This window comes from Mumia sp. zg.B21, from assembly GCF_019550855.1.
In the GTDB taxonomy this organism is placed as follows: Bacteria; Actinomycetota; Actinomycetes; order Propionibacteriales; family Nocardioidaceae; genus Mumia.
Genome location: NZ_JAHWCJ010000001.1, coordinates 1021931 through 1039854 on the forward strand (window position 1 = coordinate 1021931; position 17924 = coordinate 1039854).

Consider the following 17924-nt stretch of genomic DNA (forward strand, 5'->3'; position numbering starts at 1 on the left):
ACGGTAGAACGACATGCGGAAGATCTCCTTCCGCGATTTCAGGGCAGGATAAAGGAGTGCTCTCGACCTCAGCACGCCTGCTGCAGCTCCTGTCTCTCCTGCATTCGCAACGTGACTGGACGGGGTCGGCGCTGGCAGCGCGCCTCGAGGTGAGCGCGCGGACCCTGAGGACCGACGTCGGCCGGCTTCGCAGCCTCGGCTATCCGGTGGAGGGCGTCCCGGGTGTGGCCGGCGGATACCGCCTCGGTGGAGGCGCCGCGCTTCCGCCGCTGCTCCTCGACGACGACGAGGCGTTGGCGGTCGCGATCGGTCTCCGCACCGCGGTCGGGGGTTTCGCCGGGTTCGAGGGCACGGCCATGAGCGCGCTGGTCAAGGTCGAGCAGACGCTCCCCGCTCGGCTTCGTCACCGGCTCGAGGACCTCGTGGCGGCCACGGTCGCGCTGCGGACGGAGTCGTCGGCCGTACCGGTCGAGCGGCTCACCGCCATCGCCGACGCCGTGCGCTGCCGCGAGAGCGTGCGCTTCGGCTACGAAGACAGCGACGGAGTCTCGACACTCCGTACGGCTGAGCCCCACCGGCTCGTCCACACCCGTGGCCGCTGGTACCTCGCGGCGTGGGACGTCGCGCGTACGGCGTGGCGGACATTCCGCGTGGACCGCATGCGCCTGCGGACACCGAACGGGCCACGCTTCCTCCCGCGAGACGAGCCCGACGGTGACCTCATCGGATTCGTCGAGCGCACGCTCGGGACAGTGACCTGGCAGGTCAGGGCACGCGCGCGCGTCCAGGCGCCTGCGGCGCGGATCATTGCACGGGTGCCAGCCGCTGTGGTCGTGGAGGAAGTCGACGTATCGACCTGCATCGCTCACGTGGGCTCCGACTCGTGCGATCAGCTGGCCCTGTGGCTCGGGCTCCTCGACGCCGACTTCACCGTCGACGGACCGGCTGAGCTCGCACCCGCCCTTCGTCGCGTCGCCGCGCGCTACGGCCGTGCGGCCGACGCCGCCGAGGACGATCGGTCTGGCTCCGCCTGAGCCGGGTGAGATCGTAGATCAGATATCCCCCGCGCTCGTGGCGAGAACCCTCAGCGAGAAGGTGTGGGACGCGCACACGACGACGGCGGCTTCTCGGCGGCGATCTCGTTCGGCCCCTCCGACGTCAGCCTGATCTCCGCCTCGACGACGCTCAGTCCCGTGCTGGCGTCCGAACCTGCGGCGCCGACGACCTCGCTGACGGTCAACACGTACGGGGGCATCGGCGTGTCGGTGGCCACGGGCGGTCGTCGGTCAGTCATGGGACTCCCCTCGGGCCGGACCAGGAGGGCCGACGGAAACGAAGGTATGCCTTCCACCGCCCACGTGCGTCCGTCATGCACCGGACAGATCAGATGCAGCGTGGCCTCGAGTCACGGTGGAACCGGTCAGGTGATCGTCTATCCTATATTTTCCGATTGAGCGGTGGCAGGAGAAGACATGAGGGTAGGCGTGGTGCTCGGCACCGGACACGGCGAGAAGGGCACGACCGGCATGGTGGTCGACGCCCTGATCGTGCGGATGCGCGAGCGCGTCGAGATCGAGGTCGACGTCATCTGCACCGACGATCTCGTACTCGGACCGAGCTGTCCCGCGTGCCTCGCCTGCATGACCGCGGGCGAACAGGCGTGCCCGAACGCCGACAACGCCTCGCCGGCCCGGGAGCTGATGGATGCTGCGGACCTCGTCATCTTCGCGACCGCGGTCCACAGCTTCACGCTCTCCGCGACCATGAAGCGGTTCGTCGACCACTTCGCCTACCTGATCCACCGCCCACGCTACTTCGGGACCCCGGCCATCCTCGTCTCGACCGCCGCGGGCGCCGGTCACGATGCCGCTCTCGGCTACCTGACGACCGCCATCCGCCGGTGGGGGTTCCACACGGTGGGCCAGCTCGGCGTGAACGGTCCGGGCCTCGCCAAGGCGCCGTACCGCGCAAAGGTGGACCGCGCGCTCGACGAGCTCGCGGCGACCGCCGTACGGGCCGTGCACGACGGCGGGGAGCCCGCACCGACGACCTCCGACCTGATCGGCTTCCGCGTCGCCCGCCTGCTGGTCGAGTCCGGCCGCAGCGACGGCCCGGTCGACGCGGCGTACTGGGACGAGCGCGGCTGGTTCGAGGCGGACTGGTTCACGGGCGCCAAGGTCGGGCGAGTCCGCAACGCCGTCGCGGCGCTCGTCGAGCGACGCATCCGCACCGGCATCGAGAACGGCTCTGCCAAGCCGTACACGGGTTGACAGAGCGGCCCGCGACGCCGTGACGGCTGACCGCCTGCCGCGTAACGTGACGGGAGACGTCCGCCGCCCGCGAAGGAGATCGTCCGTGTCGAAGCCACCGCTGCCCGATGAGGCCATCGCGCTCCTGCGCCGTCCGAACCCCTGCGTGATCGCCACCGTCCGCCAGGACGGGTCCCCGGTCACGACGGCCACCTGGTACCTCTGGGACGACGGCCGCATCCTCGTCAACATGGACGAGGGCCGAGTCCGGTTGAAGCATCTGCGCCGCGAGCCGCGAGTCAGCCTCACGATGCTCGCCGAGGACGGGTGGGCCACCCACGTCACGGTGATGGGCCGGGTCGTCGAGATGCACGACGACGAAGGGCTCGTCGACATCGACCGCCTGTCGACGCACTACACGGGTCGCGCGTACCCCACCAGAGACCGCCGGCGGGTCAGCGCCTGGATCGAGATCGAGCGCTGGCACGGCTGGGGCGCGCTCAAGGACAACGACCAGGCGGGCGGTTGAACAAACCCCTCGTCGTCGTCGCGACGCGGCTCCGCTAGCGTAAGCGCATGAGTGACGTCGCCGCGATCCGGCACCCCGTTCCGGCGCTGGTCCGCCTCCTCGACGTCGCAGCCAAGGGCCTGCTGGTGCTCATGCTGGCGCTGGCCCTCGCCTTCCCGCAGTTCGGCAACCTCGAGGACAAGGGTGCGGGGCTCCGGGCGATCGCCTACCCGATGCTGGCGTTCACCATCCCGGTGATCTGGCACCTCTACTGGCGTGAGCGGGCGTCCTTCCCGTGGCTCGCCGACCTCCTCGTCACCATCACGTGCTTCACCGACATCCTCGGCAACCGGATGGACCTCTACGACACGATCGTGTGGTTCGACGACTGGATGCACTTCATGAACACCGGTCTGCTGGCAGGGGCCGTGATCCTGCTGACTCTCCCTCGTACGGCGACCCTGGGCATGACACTCGAACGCGCGCTCGCCTTCGGGGTGACTGCCGCGGTGGTCTGGGAGCTGGCGGAGTACTTCGCGTTCATCAGCAAGTCTGCGGAGCGCCACAGCGCCTACTCGGACACGCTCGGTGACCTCACCCTCGGCACGCTGGGCGCGCTCGTCGCCGCGGCCGCCATCCACGCCGCGTGGCGCAGGGGCAGGCTGCACAAGGCGGCGCCGCAGCTCGAGGGCAAGATCGTCACTCCTGAGGTGGGCGCTCCGTCTGCTCCAGGACCCCGCCAGTCGTCGCTCTGACGACGCGTCACGCCGAAGTCTTGTGGGTACGATCCCAGTCAGGGGCCCACGATGACACACCACCACACCGATCTCGCTGACCTCGACCCGTCGACGACCACAGTCACCGTTCTGGGTACGGGCATCATGGGGACGGCGATCGCCCGTCGGCTGCGGCACGCTGGGTTCCAGGTGACTGTCTGGAACCGGACGATCGAGCACGCCCGTCCACTCGCGGACGACGGGATCGGTGTAGAGCCGGCCCTCGACCGCGCCGTGGAGCGCGCCGCCGTCGTCCTCACCATGCTCGTCGACGCGGCTGCCGTCCTGGATGTCGCCGACGGCTGGTTGCCGTACGCGCCTGAGGACGCTGTCTGGATCCAGAGCGGAACCATCGGCATCGAGGGCACCGAACGCGCGCACGCGCTAGCCGAGGACCACGGTCTGCGCTTCGTCGACGCACCCGTCCTCGGCACCAATGGCCCGGCTGAGGACGGGCGGCTCACCATCCTCGCGTCTGGTCCGGACGAGCTCGTATCCGCTCTCTCCCCCGTGTTCCAGGCGTACGGCGCCAAGACCGTCCAAGCCGGCACCCGCGCCGGTGCCGGAACGGGACTGAAGCTGGCGTGCAACACCTGGCTCGCGTGCCTCACCGCGGGGACGGCGCAGGCGATGAAGGTCGCCGACGTGCTCGGCCTGCACCCGCGTCTGTTCCTCGAGGCGATCGGCGGCTCGACCTCGGACAGTCCGTACGCCCAGTCGAAGGGTAGGGAGATCCTCGCCGGCGACTATGATCCCCAGTTCGCCACGAACGGCCTCCTCAAAGACCTACGACTCGCACAATCGGCCGTCGCCGGACGGCTCAACGAAACTCTCCTCACGACACTGACCGCGCTGTTCGACGAGACGGTGGAGCTCGGTCGAGGTGACGAGGACGTGGCGTCGGTGGCGTACGCGTTCGCTCCGGCGCTCTACCACTAGAGCGCCTCGGCGGTCTGGCGAGGCGTCGAGCAGCCGCTCCGCGGGGTCGCCATGTCTGTACCATCCGGTTCATGGCCAGTCCACGTCCGCGCGAGGAGCTCCTCGAGAAGGCGATCGCCGTCTTCGTGGCCCGCGGGGTCGGTGGCACCAGCCTGCGCACCCTCGCCGCAGAGATGGGCACCAGCCATCGAATGCTGATCTACCACTTCGGGTCCCGCGAGGATCTGCTCGCTGCGGTCGTCTCGCACCTCTGGCACAGCCAGCAGGCCGTGCTCGACGCGCTCACTGGTGCGGACCCCGCCGACCCACGTGGCAACGCCTGGCGGATGTGGGAGGTGATGGCCGCGGGCAGCGCCATCACGCCCCTCGTGTTCGAGCTGTCCGCACCCGCGATGAAGGACGCGGCGTGGACACAGTCCTTCCGTGAGGGCACGGCCGCCTGGGTGCGCCAGATCAGCGCTCACCTGGTCGCCTACGGCGAGTCCCCTGAGCGGGCAGAGGAGCTGGCGCGGGCCGGCATCGCGGTGGTGCGTGGAGCCCTCTGGGAGCTGGCGATCACCGGGGACCGGGCCGCCGCAGACCTCGCCGTGCGCACCGTGTTGGACGAGACGTGGCCAGGGCGGTGACTGGGCGCGACGATCGACACTCAGCGACCGACGGTCACCTCGGCGGTGACGAAGCGACCAAGCTCGGCGGCCAGCGCATCGGGCTGGTCGACGGGCACCAGCGTGTAGGAGTCGTCGACCTCCACCAGGCGCCCGTGATCGAACAACGCGGCCAAGCGGTGGCCGTGCTCCCGAGGCATCAGCTTGTCCTCCACGGCCCAGACCACCAGCACTGGCCCGTCGAAGGACCGAAGCCGTTGCGTCAGTCCGACCAGCTCGGCGCTCGACGGTGTGGACAGCGCGAACGCCCGCAGATCGCGACGCACGCCAGCGTCGAGCCGTGCGGGCGCGAACCAGCGGTCCATCACCGCATCCGGCACCGGCTGCTTGCTCATCCACCCCCAAGCGCCCGGAGCCCGGCGGAACCAACCGGTGCGGTGGAGCTGCATCGAGAGCCAGAGCAGACCGGGCACGCGGGCAGCGGTGGTGACCGCCTTGCCCGGTCGACCCGGCGGGAAGTTGTCGAACGCCTCGCAGGCGACGAGCGCGGCTCCGGCGATCCGCTCGTTCGGGCCATCGGCCAGGAGGAACTGGGCACCCCCCCAGTCGTTGAGCACCAGCGTCACCTGGTGCAGGTCCAGAGCCTCGAGCAGCTCCCCCACCATCGCCGCCACGCCCCGGTGAGTGACCAGATCTGTCCTCTCCATCGGACGCCGATGGCTCCCCAACGGGAGCGTCGGAGCGATACAGCGGAAGCCAGGTCCCAACGCCGCGACGACGTCATCCCAGATGCCGCCGTCCATGGTGACCCCGTGCAGGAGCACGAGGACCGGCCCGTCACCGCCGGAGTCGGAGTAGTCGATCTCACCGGCCGAGAGTCGAAGGGTAGGCATGAAGTGCTCCTCACTGGATGTACCACCTGGTACATCGCAGTACAGCACCGGGACTGCTCCACGTCCAGGGATTTAGCAGCCGGGGCCGGCGGTCTCCGCAACCGCCGGCCCCGTCGTCGTTCGTTCTAGCGAGTCACGGCGGCCCTCTCGATGAGGTGGGCGACCTTGTGGGGCACCTCGAGCATGGAGAGGTGGTCGGCCTTGGCCTTCACCACGACACCTCCAGCCCGGTCGGCCATGGCCAGCTGTTGAGCGGGAGGGATCACCTTGTCGGTCGTGCCGACGAAGAAGTAGCTCGTGATCGTCTTCCACGCCGGCGCCCCCGAGCGCGCCTTCAGGGCACTCTCGGTCGTGATCGGCCGCTGACCGGCGGCGAGAACGGCTGCCCGGTCGCGCGACAGGCCGGCAGCGAAGATCTCGCTGAAGCGGGCCGCCTTGACGTACGCGTCGTAGTCGTCGACTCCGGCGCCGGGGAACTGGACGAAGTCGAACACGGTGCCGAGGTCCGCCGGAGGCACGTTCAGGAGAGATCCGGGCTTGGCACCCGTCAGCTCGTAGGCGCTCTCTCCCTCGTCCGGGGCGAACGCGTTCACGTACACCAGCGCCTTGACCCGCGGCGTCTCTGTCGCAGCGTTCGTGATGACGCTGCCCCCGTACGAGTGACCCACCAGGACGACTGGTCCGGTGGTGTTCTGGTTGACGAACGCGGCCACGTACGCCGCGTCGGTGGCGAGGGAGCGCAGCGGGTTCGGAGCGCTCACGACCTTGTAGCCGTCTTCTTGAAGGGCAGCCGTGACGGGAGCGAAGCTCGAGGCATCCGCCCATGCGCCGTGGACGAGGACGACGGTCGGTTTGACCGGCTTCGGATGGGTCGAGGGTGCGGCGGCGGAGGTTGCAGCGGGGAGGGCGAGCCCCACCACTGCGGCCGCCGCAGCGAGGAGACCGACGACTCTGAACTTTCTGGGCGTGGCGATGGACATGATGGATTCCTTTCTTGGCGCGTCGCGCCGATGGGTGCTGACCTCGCGGACCTCAGCGTGCGAGGAACGTCAAGAGGGCGGCGTTGAACTGCTCGGAGTGGGACACGTTGATGCCGTGCGGACCGCCGTCGATGACGACGAGCTCGCTGCCGCGTACCGCCTCCGCGGATCGGCGTCCACTGATCGAGAAGGGGACGACCTGGTCGGCATCTCCATGGACGATCAGCGTCGGGACGGCAAGCTTCTCCAGATCGGCCCGGAAGTCCGTCCGCCCGAACGCGGAGACTCCGGCCAGGGTGGCGCGGGGCGAAGCCTCGTTCGCCAGGTCGCGCCCGTACGCGCGCTGCGCCTCGCTGACGGTCAGGCCGTCGGCGTTGGAGTAGAACATCGTCAGGAAGTGGTCGACGAAGTCAGCACGGTCGGCGGCGATGCCAGCCTCGAAGTGTCCGATCGTCGCGTCGTCGAGTCCGCCGCCAGGGTTGCCTTCGGTGGCGTACAAGTACGGCGTGACAGCGCTCGCCAGGACCGCCTTGGCGACGCGGTCGGTGCCGTAGGTCCCGAGGTAGCGGGCCGCCACACCTCCACCGGCCGAGAATCCGACCAGCGTCACGTCGCTCAGGTCGAGCTGCGCCATGAGTGAGTCGAGGTCCGCTGCGGCAGTGTCGAAATCGTGCCCCTCCCAGGCCGGCGTCGACAGGCCGAAGCCACGGCGGTCGTACGTGATCGCCTGGTGCCCCGCGGCGACGAGCGGGGCGATCTGCATCTCCCAGGAGCGCCCGTTCAGGGGCCACCCATGGATGAGGACGACTGGAGCCCCCTGCCCGTGCATCTCGTAGTGGATCTCCACGGGGGCGCCGTTCTCGTGACCCACGGTGATTCTTGCCATGTCGTCGCCTCCGACGGTGGGCGAAGAACGCGGCGCGCTCCTCGCAGTGAGTAGTTCATCGCAACTTAGTTGCGATTCACTACTCGCGCAAGTGGAAATGGACTCAGTTGCTAGAATTGACTGATGAAGCGTGAGTTCTCGACGTGGCCGTGCTCGATCGCTCGCTCGGCGGAGCTGTTCGGCGATGCGTGGACGTTGCTGATTGCGCGAGATGCGATGCAGGGCCTCACGAAGTTCGACCAGTTCCAACGGTCGCTCGGCATCGCCCGAAACACGCTGTCGGACCGCTTGGGCAAGCTCGTCGACGCGGGCGTCCTGAAGAAGGAGTTCTACCAGGACAATCCGCCGCGCTACGAGTACGTGCTGACGGAGATGGGACGTGACTTCTTCCCCGTGCTGGTGGCGATGCTGGCCTGGGGCGACCGATGGCTGGACGGCGGCGACGGCGCGCCGGTGACCCTCCACCATCATGAGCCCGACCATGCGATTGTCGGCCGGCTGGTGTGCGAGGTGTGCGGGGAGACAGTCGGACCGGATGATGTGCAGTTCTGCGTCGGTCCCGGCTATCCGGACGACTACGACGGGCCGAGGGACACCCGCGACCGACTCGCCCGCACCCCGGGTGGCAGCGGCGGACGTCCGTGGCTGCGGCAGACCGGCACCGACGGCGCCTAGCGAGCGAGAGCAACGTCACGCGCGTGGTGGGCTCTCAGGGTCAGCGGTCGCCCGCCGGACGATCTCCCCGGCATGAAAGGATCAGGCTCCCCCGAGGAGGTTGCGTGTACTGGCTCATCAAGTACGTCCTGCTGGGTCCTCTCGTGCACTGGGTCACGCGCCCGAGGCTGATCGGAAAGCTGCCCGCGGGGCCCGTCGTCTTCGCGCCGAACCATCTGAGCGAGATCGACTCACTCGTCGTGTGTGCCGCCCTCTCCCGTCGGGTGACCTTCGTCGCCAAGAGTGACTACTTTGCGCGTGGCAGTCTGCGCGGACGGCTGTACGGCACGCTGTGCCGCGTCACCGGCCAGATCCCGATCGAACGCTCGGGCGCGGGCAGCGCGGATGCTGCTCTCGAGGGGGCGCGCGGGACCTTGTGCGAGGGCGGCGTGTGGGTCATCTATCCCGAAGGCACCCGCTCGCCCGACGGTCGCCTCTACCGCGGGCGTACGGGGGCCATGCGGGTGGCGCTGTCCGTGCCCGACGCAGCCGTCGTGCCGGTCGGGCTCCGCGGCACCAGGGAGATCGACCCGCCGGGACACCGCGGCTGGCGCCGGGGCCGCACCGAGGTGCACCTCGGTGATCCGATCGACCTGAGTCCGTGGCGTCACCGAGCCGACGACCCGGAGGCGTGGCGCGAGGCCACCGATGCGTTGATGGCCGCCATCCAGAAGCTGAGCGGGCAGGAGTACGTCGACCGTCACCCGACCGCTGACGAGCTTCAGCGCCGCGGCGAGACGCCTGACAGCCCGACGCCCTGACCCGCCGACGCCTGCCTGAGCCACTCTCACGACACCCTGGGAGACGGGACAAGGGATGCCAGGCACGCGGCGAGTGCGACGGCTGCGGCGAACCAGTAGCCCGAGGCGAAGGCGGCGAAGCCCGGAGTCAGGAGCGCCGCAGCCGCGACGCTCGAGATCGCGGAGACACCGGCCGCGGCTCCGAACTCGTGGAAGGTGCTGAGTGCACCGGAGGCCACTCCCGCCTCCTCCGGTCGGACGGCGGAGAACATGCTGCCCGCCGCGGCCACGAAGGTCGCACCGATACCCAGCGCGGCCACACTGGTGGCGACGATCAGGACGGTCATCGAGAAGACCGCCGCGGCTGTGGCCAGTCCTGCGGCTGCGACGAGCAGACCCACGATCGAGACCGCGCGCACGCCCCGGCGCGGAATCATCTGCCCGGCAAGGGTCGAGCCGAGAATGGTGCCGAGAGCGACCGGCAGGAACGACAGCCCGGTCTCCAGCGCACTGAACCCATGCAGGTGCTGCAGGGCGAACGAGCCCAGGAAGAACACCGAGATCATCAGCGCCGTCGCCAGGAAGATCAACGCGAGGCCGCGCACCACCGAAGCACGGCGCAGCATGGCCGGATCGATGAGCGGCGCTGCGGCGCTGCGGATCCGCCACCCGAAGAGCGCGTATCCAGCAACGCCGGCCGCGACGGCGATCAGGGTATGAAGACTGAGCCAGCCCTTGTCCCCGGCGGCCACCAACCCGTACACCACGGCCCCGGTCGCGGCGGTGACCAGCGCGGCGCCCACGACGTCGACGCTGCCACCCGAGCCCGGCAACGGCCGCACCGATCTCACCAGGCCGACCAGCAGCACGACGCCGACAGGGATGTTGATGAGGAACACCCACGGCCAACCAGGACCAGCGGTCAGCACACCGCCGAGGAGCACCCCGATCGCCGCACCCGCTCCTCCCAGCGCCGACCACACCCCGATCGCGCGAGTCAGCTCGGCGCCGGTGAACGTTCGTACGATCACCGAGAGTGCCGCCGGAGACATCGCCGCTGCACCCAGACCCTGCAGCACCCGCGCGACCAACAGCATCTCGCCGCTGCCGGACAGCCCCGCCAGCAGAGACGCCGCCACGAAGACGCCGAGCCCGCTGAGCACCACCCGACGGGGACCGAGGACGTCGGCGGCCTTGCCACCGAGCAGCATCAACCCGCCGAACACCAACGCATAGCTGCTCGCCACCCAGGCGACGCCCGTACGGTCGAGTGCGAGATCGGCCTGCATGTCCGGCAGGGCGATCGCGACCACCGTGACATCGACGATCAGCATCAGCTGCGCCACACCCAGCAGACCCAACGTGCGCCAACGTCGCCGATCGGAAACAGCAGCGCCCTCTGTCGCCACAGCATCGGATGCATCCATCGCACAGCCCCTCACCCGTAACTCAAACAGTCGCGTTCGAGTACAGTAACTCGAACACGACTGTTCGACAAGAGGGTAGATGCTCCTGAGTGCTAAGGCCCCTCGATGAGCCGCTCGCGGACGACCCGCCGCATCACCTTGCCGATCTGGGACCGCGGGAGCTCGTCGACGACGTACACCGCGCGCGGGAGGGCGTAGCGGGCGACGTACTGCTCGGCGTGGGCCTGGACCTCCTCCACCGTCGGCTCCACGGCGTCGAGCTCAAGGACGAGCACCGCGACGACCAGGTCGTCGCCACCCGAAGCTGGGAGGCCCACGATGGCGACGTCGGCCACCCCGGCGAGCGTACGGAGGTGGTCCTCCACCGGCGACGGATAGACCTTGAACCCGCCGACGATGATCATCTCCTTGACCCGGTCCACGAGGCGGACCCAGCCGGTCGCGTCCACCTCGACGACATCACCCGTACGCAGCCATCCGCCGGGCAGCAGCTGATGGGCCGTCTCCTCCGGTCGGTTCCAGTAGCCGAGGAACACCTGCGGACCGCGCACCAGCAGCTCACCGCGGCGTACGCCGTCACTGTCGGCTTCGACGACGACCGACGGGTCGTCGATGTCGACGATGCGGATGTCGGTGTTCGGGAACGGCACGCCCAGGGTGCCCGGACGCCGCGTCGGGGCGCAGGGGTTGCCGAGCGCGACCGGCGCGCACTCGGTCATCCCGTAGCCCTCGATCAGCAGCCCGCCGGTCAGCGCCTCCCACCGCTCGACGGTCTCCGCGGGGATCGGCATCGCGCCGGCGAAGGCGAGTCGGATCTGCCGCAATCCTTCGGACGGCGGGTGGGGCATCGACTGCGCGGCCGTCGCGATCCGGTCGAACATCGGCGCCACACCCGCGATAAAGGTCGCAGGGCGTCGGCCCGCCGCCTTCAGTACCTCCGCCGGGTCGAAGTTCGGGAACATGACCAGCGTCGCCCCGATCTGTCCCGGGAGGTTGAGGCAGAAGGTGAGGCCGAAGGAATGGAAGAACGGCAGCACGCCGTACACCGTCTCCTCCCCCGGTCGGAACCCCACCCAGGTCTCGCCGTGCACGAGATTCGCGACCAGGTTGCGGTGCGAGAGCATGGCGGCCTTCGGGGTGCCGGTCGTTCCGCCGGTGTACTGCAGCAGCGCCAGGTCGTCACCTCCGACGGATTCTGACGAAACCGCCTCAGGTTCGTCCCCAGCACCCGCCTGCCGGAGCAGGTCGTGCCAGTCCGCGACGTCAGGGGGTACGACGCCGCGCAGCGCTGCCCGCTTCTCCCGCGCTGCCGCCACGGGCAGGCGGAGCAAGAGCCGCGATCGGAGGGGCAGGTCCCGAACCATGTCCACGCTGACCACCTGGGTCAGTGGAGTCCCAGGGCGCGCCGACAGCACCGGCTCGACCGCCTTGTGCCAGACGATCGCGAACCGGGCGCCAGAGTCGATGAGCAGGTGGTGCAGCTCGTCGGCGGTGTACGTCGGGTTCAGCTCGACCGCCACAGCCCCGAGTCGCAGCACCGCGTGGTACGCGATGACGTGGGAGCTGCAGTTGGGGAGGACCAGCGCGACCCGCTCCCCGCGATCGACCCCGAGGCGGCGCAGGGCCACCATTGCCCGCCGGATCTGCTCGTCGGCCTGCGCATAGGTCAGGGACGCACCGAGGAAGTCCAGCGCGACCCGGTCAGGCCAGCGCTGGACAGCGCGCTCGAACGGGGCCGTGACCGGCTCGTCGGGGATCTCGATGCGGTCAGGCACCCCGGGCGGGTAGTGGCTGACCCACGGCCGTTCGCTGTCTTCGTCGGTCGTACCCACGAACTCTTCCACGTCTCCATCTTCTCACCCGGACAAGGTGGAGGAGGCTCGTGGCAGGCTCAGGACAGCGCCGCAAGCGTGGTGTCACGCACCAGTACGGGGGCGTCCTCGGGGGTGATCTCGCCGCGGTGAACCGCAGCCGAGGCGCCGTGCAGGATCGCCTGGATCACGCTGATCTGCCACTCGATCGGCACGTCGTCGCGGAACTGGCCGGCCTCCCGTCCGCGCTCGAGCAGGCCGCGGACACGGGCAGCAGGCTCGTCGTGGGCGCGGCGGATCTGCTCAGGCGACAGCACCTGGGACGCGGCGACCACGACGGCGCCGAATCTGTGGGTGAGGTGCCAGGTCTCTTCCAGCAGCCTGCCGAGCGCCTCGCGGGGATCGCCGTCGAGCTCCACTCCTGCCAGTGCCTTGTCAGTGTGGACGATAGCCCGGTCGACGACCTCGCCGATCAAGGCCGCGCGGGAGTCGAAGTGACCGTAGAGCGTCACCCGCCCCACCCCGGCGGCCTTGGCGATCTCGTTGACGCTCACGTCCGGATTGACCGCCAGCAGCCGCGTGGCCGCGGCCACGATCGCTTCGATGTTGCGCACGGCGTCGGCGCGCTTGCCGCGATCGGGGGCTTCGTCCTCGACAGACGCGCTGGTCTTGGCCTGAGTCACGCCATCCACCCTTCCCCGCTGGTGCAGACACCAGTGTTCATGTTAACGGACGGGTCCCCTACGGGAGAGGCTGCACGTCCGGAGGGACGAATCCCGCTCTGGCCTCAGGTGAGAAAAGACGTGCACTCGAGTAGTAGTCCTCGAGCAGGTCGGAACGCAAGAACTGAGGGTTCCTCCGGATGAAGTCCTCAAAGTCGTCTCCCGGGTCGGAAGCAGTCTTGTCCCCCACCAGGCGTGCCCAGGCCATGGTGATCGTCTCGTGGTACTTGCCAGGGTGCCCCGTCGCTTCAGCCATGGCCTTCAACCCGGCCCTGGCAAAGCGAATCGCATCCTCCTTTCCCGCTCGTCGCGTCTGCAGGTAGACCATCCGTACGTGGTCGACGTGCGGGAAGTCGTCCAGGTCGCCCGCAGTGAATCTGTCGAGAAACTCGAGGTCGTTCATTCCATCCCCATTCCGTCCCTGCTCGACCGCCATTACTACGAGTTCGTAGTATATGACTGCCCAGGGTCACGGGACAGCGGATTAAGCGGACGTGGGTGACTTCGGATCACTCCGCCTCTGCCAGCGCTTCAAGCACCGTCGCGCAGCCGGCAACCGCGTTCGCACCAGCACGCGCGGCCAACATCGAGTCGACCGCCCGAAAGGCCGGCCCGATGGCCTCCAGCTGACGCCGACCGGAGGAGGTGAGATGGACCAGCCGTGATCGTCGGTCCTCCGGATTGGACGATCTATAGACGTAGGCGGCCTTTTCGAGCCGGCTGACCAGGCTGGTGGCCGTGGATGCATGGATGTGCAGCGTCGACATGACGTCCGACATCGTCAAGGGACCGTCGCCCAAAGAGGCCACCAGGACCGCCTCACCCGCACTCAGATCGGTGGCAGAAAGATGAGCCTCCAAGAGGCGAGCCGCCTGGTGCCCCGCCACCAGAAGGCTGGCGGTGAGCCCGTTCGAGTTCTCCACACCGAGCCTTTCCACACAGGTGACGTCATCCTAGCGACGACCCGTCGTACGCCTTCTCAGCCGCGCTGCACGACTCCCGGCTCAGCGAGCCGGTCCGACACTACGGTGGTGCCGTGAACGGCGCGACAGCATCTGAGATACCTCTGCCCGTCGTCGAGAGGGCGGGCAGAGATCGTGGTGCCGTCGCTTTTGCGTGGCTGTGGATCGCGGGGGCGCTCCTCGCGAGCGTGGCGCTGGCTCTTCTGGCGACCGTGCCAGCGTTGCCGACGACCGCCGACGCGGTCGCCCTGTGGGTCGACGACGCCAGCTTCCAGCTCACGTGGGCGGGAGAACTCCTGTTCTTCGCGACCATCGCGTGGGGAACCGGTGCCGCAGGTGCGTTCGGCGCGCACGGTCGTGGCTCGCCGCTGCGCCGCACGACCGCGCTCGTCGCACTGGGCGTGGCACTCATCGCGTTCGTGGTCGTTCTGCTTGCGCTGGGCCGTCTGGTCTATCCGGTCGCCGACATCGAGCTCGCGGTGGAGACGATCGTCCTTCTCGAAAGTGTGGTCATCGGCGCCGTACATCTGGCACTGCTTGGCCTCGGGGTTGTTGCGTTCACTCTGCCGGTGCCGGCGAGGTCGACCGGGGCACGTCGAGCCACCGTGGCCGCGGGCGTCGCGCTTGGCGTGCTGTTCCTCGTCGGCTCCTACCCGTGGCTGCTGCCGATGTGGCTGAATCTCGTGGTCGCCGGCGCGGTCGGCTGCTGGGGTGCGCTCGTCGGCGCCGCCGTGTTGGTACGAGACCGCGATGCCGCCCGAACGTAGGCGGACACCCGCCGCCCATCGCGACCTCGTGCCTCTCCGGCCAAGGAGACAGGGACTGCTCCCTGGCTCGGAGAGGTGGCAGTCTCGCCCCATGGCCACCAAACACCATCGCCCACACCTTGCTCGTCGTCTCGCGCACGTCCGATGGATCGCAGGCGGTACCGGGTCGGGCAAGAGCACCCTTGCTCGAGCGCTGGCCGAGCGGTACGACGTGCTGGTCTACGACGGGGACCGCGCGGAACGGGACTACGTCGCCCGCTGCACCCCGCAGGCGACACCGAACTTCTGGGCGTTGTTGCAGGCTCCGCCGTCCCGGACGTGGAACGGGAAGAGTGCGCGAGAGGTGTTCGCGTCGATGCCGAGCCTGCACGGTGAAACCTTTGGTTTCGTCGTCGACGACTTGTTGGCGCTGCCTGCCGGACGTCCCGTCCTCGTCGACGACTTCCGGACCCTGCCCCGCGACGTCGCTCCGCTGCTCACCTGGCCCGAGCAGGCGGCGTTCCTCCTGCCCGCCCCGAAGTTCCGAGAGCAGGCGTTGCGGGATCGCTTCGCCGACGCCGCCAGAGCGCGAGCGAACTGGGGGGACAGCGACCACGACGAGGCCCTCGCCGTGCGACTGGCTCGCGACGAGCTGTGGGACGCCGAAGTCCGACGCCAGGGCGCCGAGCTCGACCTCTCGGTCCTCACTGTCGACGGCTCGCGGGACGTCGAGGACCTTGCCGACGACCTCGCGACCCGCTTCCACCTGCGCTAGGGAGGATCCGTGCACTGACTCGTGAAGGCGAGGTCGAGGCCGTCCTCGCCCTGGCAGTCCATCGACGCGTCGCGTTGCAGTCCGGCCTTCAGCGCCACGCTCTGGCTGGACTGGTTGTCGGGTCGCACCCGTGCCACGATCCTCTCCCCCGGCATCTCGTCCAGGCACCTCGACACGACGGCCGCGGCGGCCTCCGTGGCGAACCCCTGTCCCCACACCTCCGGCACGAAGCGATAGATCAGGTTCAACACCGGACGTCCGTGGATCAGCATCCGCTTGACGCCGGCGTAGCCGATGATGTGGTCCGAACCGGACGTACGGACGCACCAGTAGCCGAAGCCGTGCTCGTCCCAGTGGTGGACCCACCGGGCCACCAGCTCAGTCGCCTCGTCGAGGTCCTCCAGCTGGTCGGACGGGTTGTGCTCAACGGTGCGTGGGTCTCCGAGGATCGCGAACACCCCCGCCGAGTCCCTCGCCACAGGTCGGGTCAACCGCAGCCGGTTGGTCCTCATCTCCTGGACACCACCCACCGCTCGATGATCCCACGCCGCACCCTGTGTGGGAGTGGCGAATCGTCGGCTCATGGGCTCGCGCCGAGTCCTGGAAACGCGTGAGGCCCGAGGATCCGTAGATCCCCGGGCCTGTCTCCGCAGTTCACAAGCCATCTCTTGCCTGAGCGGTTCGGTCGGGCTGACAGGATTTGAACCTGCGACCCCTTGGAGCCGTCAGCCACCTCGGCGACGACTCCGATCAAGTCGGAAAACCTGCGATCCCCTCGACCAGAGCCAAGGAAGCGAAGGATGCGCCGTGCAGGAGGAGTGCTCTCAACGAAACCGCACCCTAGTCATGCGCGACGACGTGGGGGGATTCCACGTTCCAGTGCCGGAGTAGCTCACGGAACAGCGTGCTTTGCGTCCCAAGATCGACACGGTGAGCGGGGTTCATGGACGATTGGCCGTAGCCGGGCATGTCCCATAGGTAGACGGCGAACTCGCGGCTGAGAGCTTCAGCAAAGGGTTGCCACAAAGCCGAAGACCACGGGGTGCCATGACACATAACCACGGCCGGCCCGGATCCGAGACGGTCCCACGCGACCGAGCGGCCCTGCCATTCGTATGTCCGCGTGAGCTGCATGCGGGAAATCTGTCACGCTTGTCAACGGCCGGGTAGGTCAGCAGCCGACCCGCACACTCGGATCGCGGCATATCAGGACGGGTCTGGCGCCGCTACCCTCGCCACGTGGATCTCGCAAAGCGAATCGAGGCCGGCAAGGGCGACTTCGTCCTCTTTGCCATCACGCCCCCGCGGCAGTCGACGCCCGCCGATCGGTTCCCGGAGATCGCCCGCGCCACCGTCGAGCGATTGGACCACCTCAATCTCGACGGATTGGTCCTGTACGACATCGACGACGAGAGCTCCCGCAACCCGTCGGAGCGCCCGTTCCCCTTCAGCCCGACGGTTGACCCCTCCGAGTACCGGTCCGACCACTTCCAGTCGTGGCGGACGCCGGTCATCGTCTACCGGGCGATTGGCAAGTATCAGCGCGAGGGTCTGCGCATCTGGCTCTCTGAGCAGGATCCCAGCCGCACGTTGACGGTGATGGTCGGCGCCGCCTCCAGCACCGCCTCCGGGCCGGTGTCCCTTGCCGAGGCGCAGGCGCTGCGCGCCGAGCTCAACCCGGGGTTGCTTCTCGGGGGAGTTGCGATCCCTGAGCGGCACAGTCGCCGCGAGAACGAGCACCTGCGGCTGATCTCGAAGCAAGAGGCGGGCTGTCGCTTCTTCGTCACCCAGGTCGTCTACGACGTCAACGCCGCCAAGAACCTGGTCTCTGACTACCGCTATGCGTGCCAGTCGCGAGAGATGCCTCCAGCGCCGATCGTGTTCACCTTCTCGGTCTGCGGCTCGATGAAGACCCTCGAGTTCCTTCGATGGCTCGGGGTCGACGTCCCGCGTTGGATCGAGAACGACCTGCGGCACTCGACGAACCCGCTGAGCGCTTCGTTGGAGCAAGCAGCAGCGACAGCCGCTGAACTCGCCGACTTCTGCCGCCGACTCGAGGTTCCGTTCGGCCTCAACGTGGAAAGCGTCTCGATCCGGCGCGAAGAGATCGAGGCTTCAGTGGAACTCGCGGCGCGGCTGACCGCCCAGGTTCGTTCTGGCTGAGGGCCGACGCGTCCGCACATCGGCAGGA

Annotated in this window: 22 protein-coding genes; 11 read left to right on the plus strand and 11 right to left on the minus strand. The window is 68.6% G+C overall.

The genetic code is table 11. The annotated features are described in order from the left end of the window. The first annotated feature begins 56 nt into the window (after positions 1–56). Complete coding sequence (locus KV100_RS05080) at positions 57–1034, plus strand: YafY family protein (protein ID WP_220341790.1); 978 nt, start codon at positions 57–59, stop codon at positions 1032–1034. 50 nt (positions 1035–1084) lie between these two features. On the opposite strand, the gene KV100_RS05085 is transcribed toward KV100_RS05080, so the two are convergent. Further along, the gene (locus KV100_RS05085) at positions 1085–1294 is read right to left on the minus strand and encodes a cation-transporting P-type ATPase (RefSeq protein ID WP_220341791.1); all 210 of its coding nucleotides are present in this window, start codon (positions 1292–1294) and stop codon (positions 1085–1087) included. A 178-nt stretch (positions 1295–1472) separates the two neighbouring features. Between KV100_RS05085 and KV100_RS05090 the strand changes: the two genes are divergently transcribed. From KV100_RS05090 to KV100_RS05110, 5 genes are all read left to right on the plus strand, one after another. Beyond that, complete coding sequence (locus KV100_RS05090) at positions 1473–2270, plus strand: flavodoxin family protein (RefSeq protein WP_220341792.1); 798 nt, start codon at positions 1473–1475, stop codon at positions 2268–2270. Between the two features lie 85 nt (positions 2271–2355). Further along, positions 2356–2778, plus strand: coding sequence for a PPOX class F420-dependent oxidoreductase (locus KV100_RS05095; RefSeq protein WP_220341793.1), 423 nt, complete (start codon positions 2356–2358; stop codon positions 2776–2778). 47 nt (positions 2779–2825) lie between these two features. Continuing rightward, positions 2826–3512, plus strand: a complete 687-nt coding sequence (locus tag KV100_RS05100) for a hypothetical protein (protein ID WP_220341794.1) — start codon at positions 2826–2828, stop codon at positions 3510–3512. A gap of 51 nt (positions 3513–3563) precedes the next feature. Further along, a complete protein-coding gene (locus tag KV100_RS05105) occupies positions 3564–4472 on the plus strand; it encodes an NAD(P)-dependent oxidoreductase (RefSeq protein ID WP_220341795.1) in 909 nt (302 codons plus the stop codon). A 71-nt stretch (positions 4473–4543) separates the two neighbouring features. Next, positions 4544–5098: a TetR/AcrR family transcriptional regulator gene (locus KV100_RS05110; protein ID WP_220341796.1), complete on the plus strand. Its 555-nt coding sequence runs from the start codon at positions 4544–4546 to the stop codon at positions 5096–5098. 20 nt (positions 5099–5118) lie between these two features. Here KV100_RS05110 and KV100_RS05115 read toward each other — a convergent pair whose 3' ends face one another. From KV100_RS05115 to KV100_RS05125, 3 genes are all read right to left on the minus strand, one after another. Then, a complete protein-coding gene (locus KV100_RS05115; RefSeq protein ID WP_220341797.1) occupies positions 5119–5970 on the minus strand; it encodes an alpha/beta fold hydrolase in 852 nt (283 codons plus the stop codon). Between the two features lie 125 nt (positions 5971–6095). After that, a complete protein-coding gene (locus KV100_RS05120) occupies positions 6096–6950 on the minus strand; it encodes an alpha/beta fold hydrolase (protein ID WP_220341798.1) in 855 nt (284 codons plus the stop codon). Between the two features lie 52 nt (positions 6951–7002). Beyond that, positions 7003–7836 (minus strand): alpha/beta fold hydrolase, encoded by an 834-nt coding sequence (locus KV100_RS05125; protein WP_220341799.1) that lies wholly within the window; start codon positions 7834–7836, stop codon positions 7003–7005. Positions 7837–7959: 123 nt separating this feature from the next. Between KV100_RS05125 and KV100_RS05130 the strand changes: the two genes are divergently transcribed. Continuing rightward, entirely contained in the window at positions 7960–8511 is a 552-nt protein-coding gene (locus tag KV100_RS05130) for a helix-turn-helix domain-containing protein (RefSeq protein WP_220341800.1), read from the plus strand. A 104-nt stretch (positions 8512–8615) separates the two neighbouring features. Then, positions 8616–9311, plus strand: coding sequence for a 1-acyl-sn-glycerol-3-phosphate acyltransferase (locus KV100_RS05135; RefSeq protein ID WP_220341801.1), 696 nt, complete (start codon positions 8616–8618; stop codon positions 9309–9311). Between the two features lie 26 nt (positions 9312–9337). On the opposite strand, the gene KV100_RS05140 is transcribed toward KV100_RS05135, so the two are convergent. The 5 genes from KV100_RS05140 to KV100_RS05160 form a co-directional block, all read right to left on the minus strand. Further along, a complete protein-coding gene (locus KV100_RS05140; RefSeq protein WP_220341802.1) occupies positions 9338–10717 on the minus strand; it encodes an MFS transporter in 1380 nt (459 codons plus the stop codon). 92 nt (positions 10718–10809) lie between these two features. Then, the gene (locus KV100_RS05145) at positions 10810–12561 is read right to left on the minus strand and encodes an AMP-binding protein (RefSeq protein ID WP_308291346.1); all 1752 of its coding nucleotides are present in this window, start codon (positions 12559–12561) and stop codon (positions 10810–10812) included. Between the two features lie 47 nt (positions 12562–12608). Then, complete coding sequence (locus KV100_RS05150) at positions 12609–13211, minus strand: TetR/AcrR family transcriptional regulator (protein ID WP_220341803.1); 603 nt, start codon at positions 13209–13211, stop codon at positions 12609–12611. Between the two features lie 58 nt (positions 13212–13269). Then, positions 13270–13653: a hypothetical protein gene (locus tag KV100_RS05155; protein WP_220341804.1), complete on the minus strand. Its 384-nt coding sequence runs from the start codon at positions 13651–13653 to the stop codon at positions 13270–13272. 106 nt (positions 13654–13759) lie between these two features. Then, positions 13760–14173 carry a MarR family winged helix-turn-helix transcriptional regulator gene (locus KV100_RS05160; protein ID WP_220341805.1) on the minus strand — a complete coding sequence of 138 codons (414 nt, stop codon included), beginning with the start codon at positions 14171–14173 and terminating at the stop codon, positions 13760–13762. 260 nt (positions 14174–14433) lie between these two features. Here KV100_RS05160 and KV100_RS05165 point away from each other — a divergent pair, with 260 nt between their 5' ends. Both KV100_RS05165 and KV100_RS05170 read left to right on the plus strand, forming a co-directional pair. Then, a complete protein-coding gene (locus KV100_RS05165) occupies positions 14434–14979 on the plus strand; it encodes a hypothetical protein (protein ID WP_220341806.1) in 546 nt (181 codons plus the stop codon). A 91-nt stretch (positions 14980–15070) separates the two neighbouring features. Then, complete coding sequence (locus tag KV100_RS05170) at positions 15071–15733, plus strand: hypothetical protein (protein ID WP_220341807.1); 663 nt, start codon at positions 15071–15073, stop codon at positions 15731–15733. Here KV100_RS05170 and KV100_RS05175 read toward each other — a convergent pair. Continuing rightward, on the minus strand, positions 15730–16317 hold the full coding sequence (locus KV100_RS05175) for a GNAT family N-acetyltransferase (RefSeq protein WP_220341808.1): 588 nt from the start codon (positions 16315–16317) through the stop codon (positions 15730–15732). The genes KV100_RS05170 and KV100_RS05175 overlap by 4 nt on opposite strands. A gap of 256 nt (positions 16318–16573) precedes the next feature. Beyond that, positions 16574–16867: an alpha/beta fold hydrolase gene (locus KV100_RS20330; protein WP_220341809.1), complete on the minus strand. Its 294-nt coding sequence runs from the start codon at positions 16865–16867 to the stop codon at positions 16574–16576. Between the two features lie 105 nt (positions 16868–16972). On the opposite strand from KV100_RS20330, the gene KV100_RS20050 reads away from it, so the two are divergent. Further along, a complete protein-coding gene (locus KV100_RS20050) occupies positions 16973–17896 on the plus strand; it encodes a methylenetetrahydrofolate reductase (protein ID WP_220341810.1) in 924 nt (307 codons plus the stop codon). Positions 17897–17924: the final 28 nt, after the last annotated feature.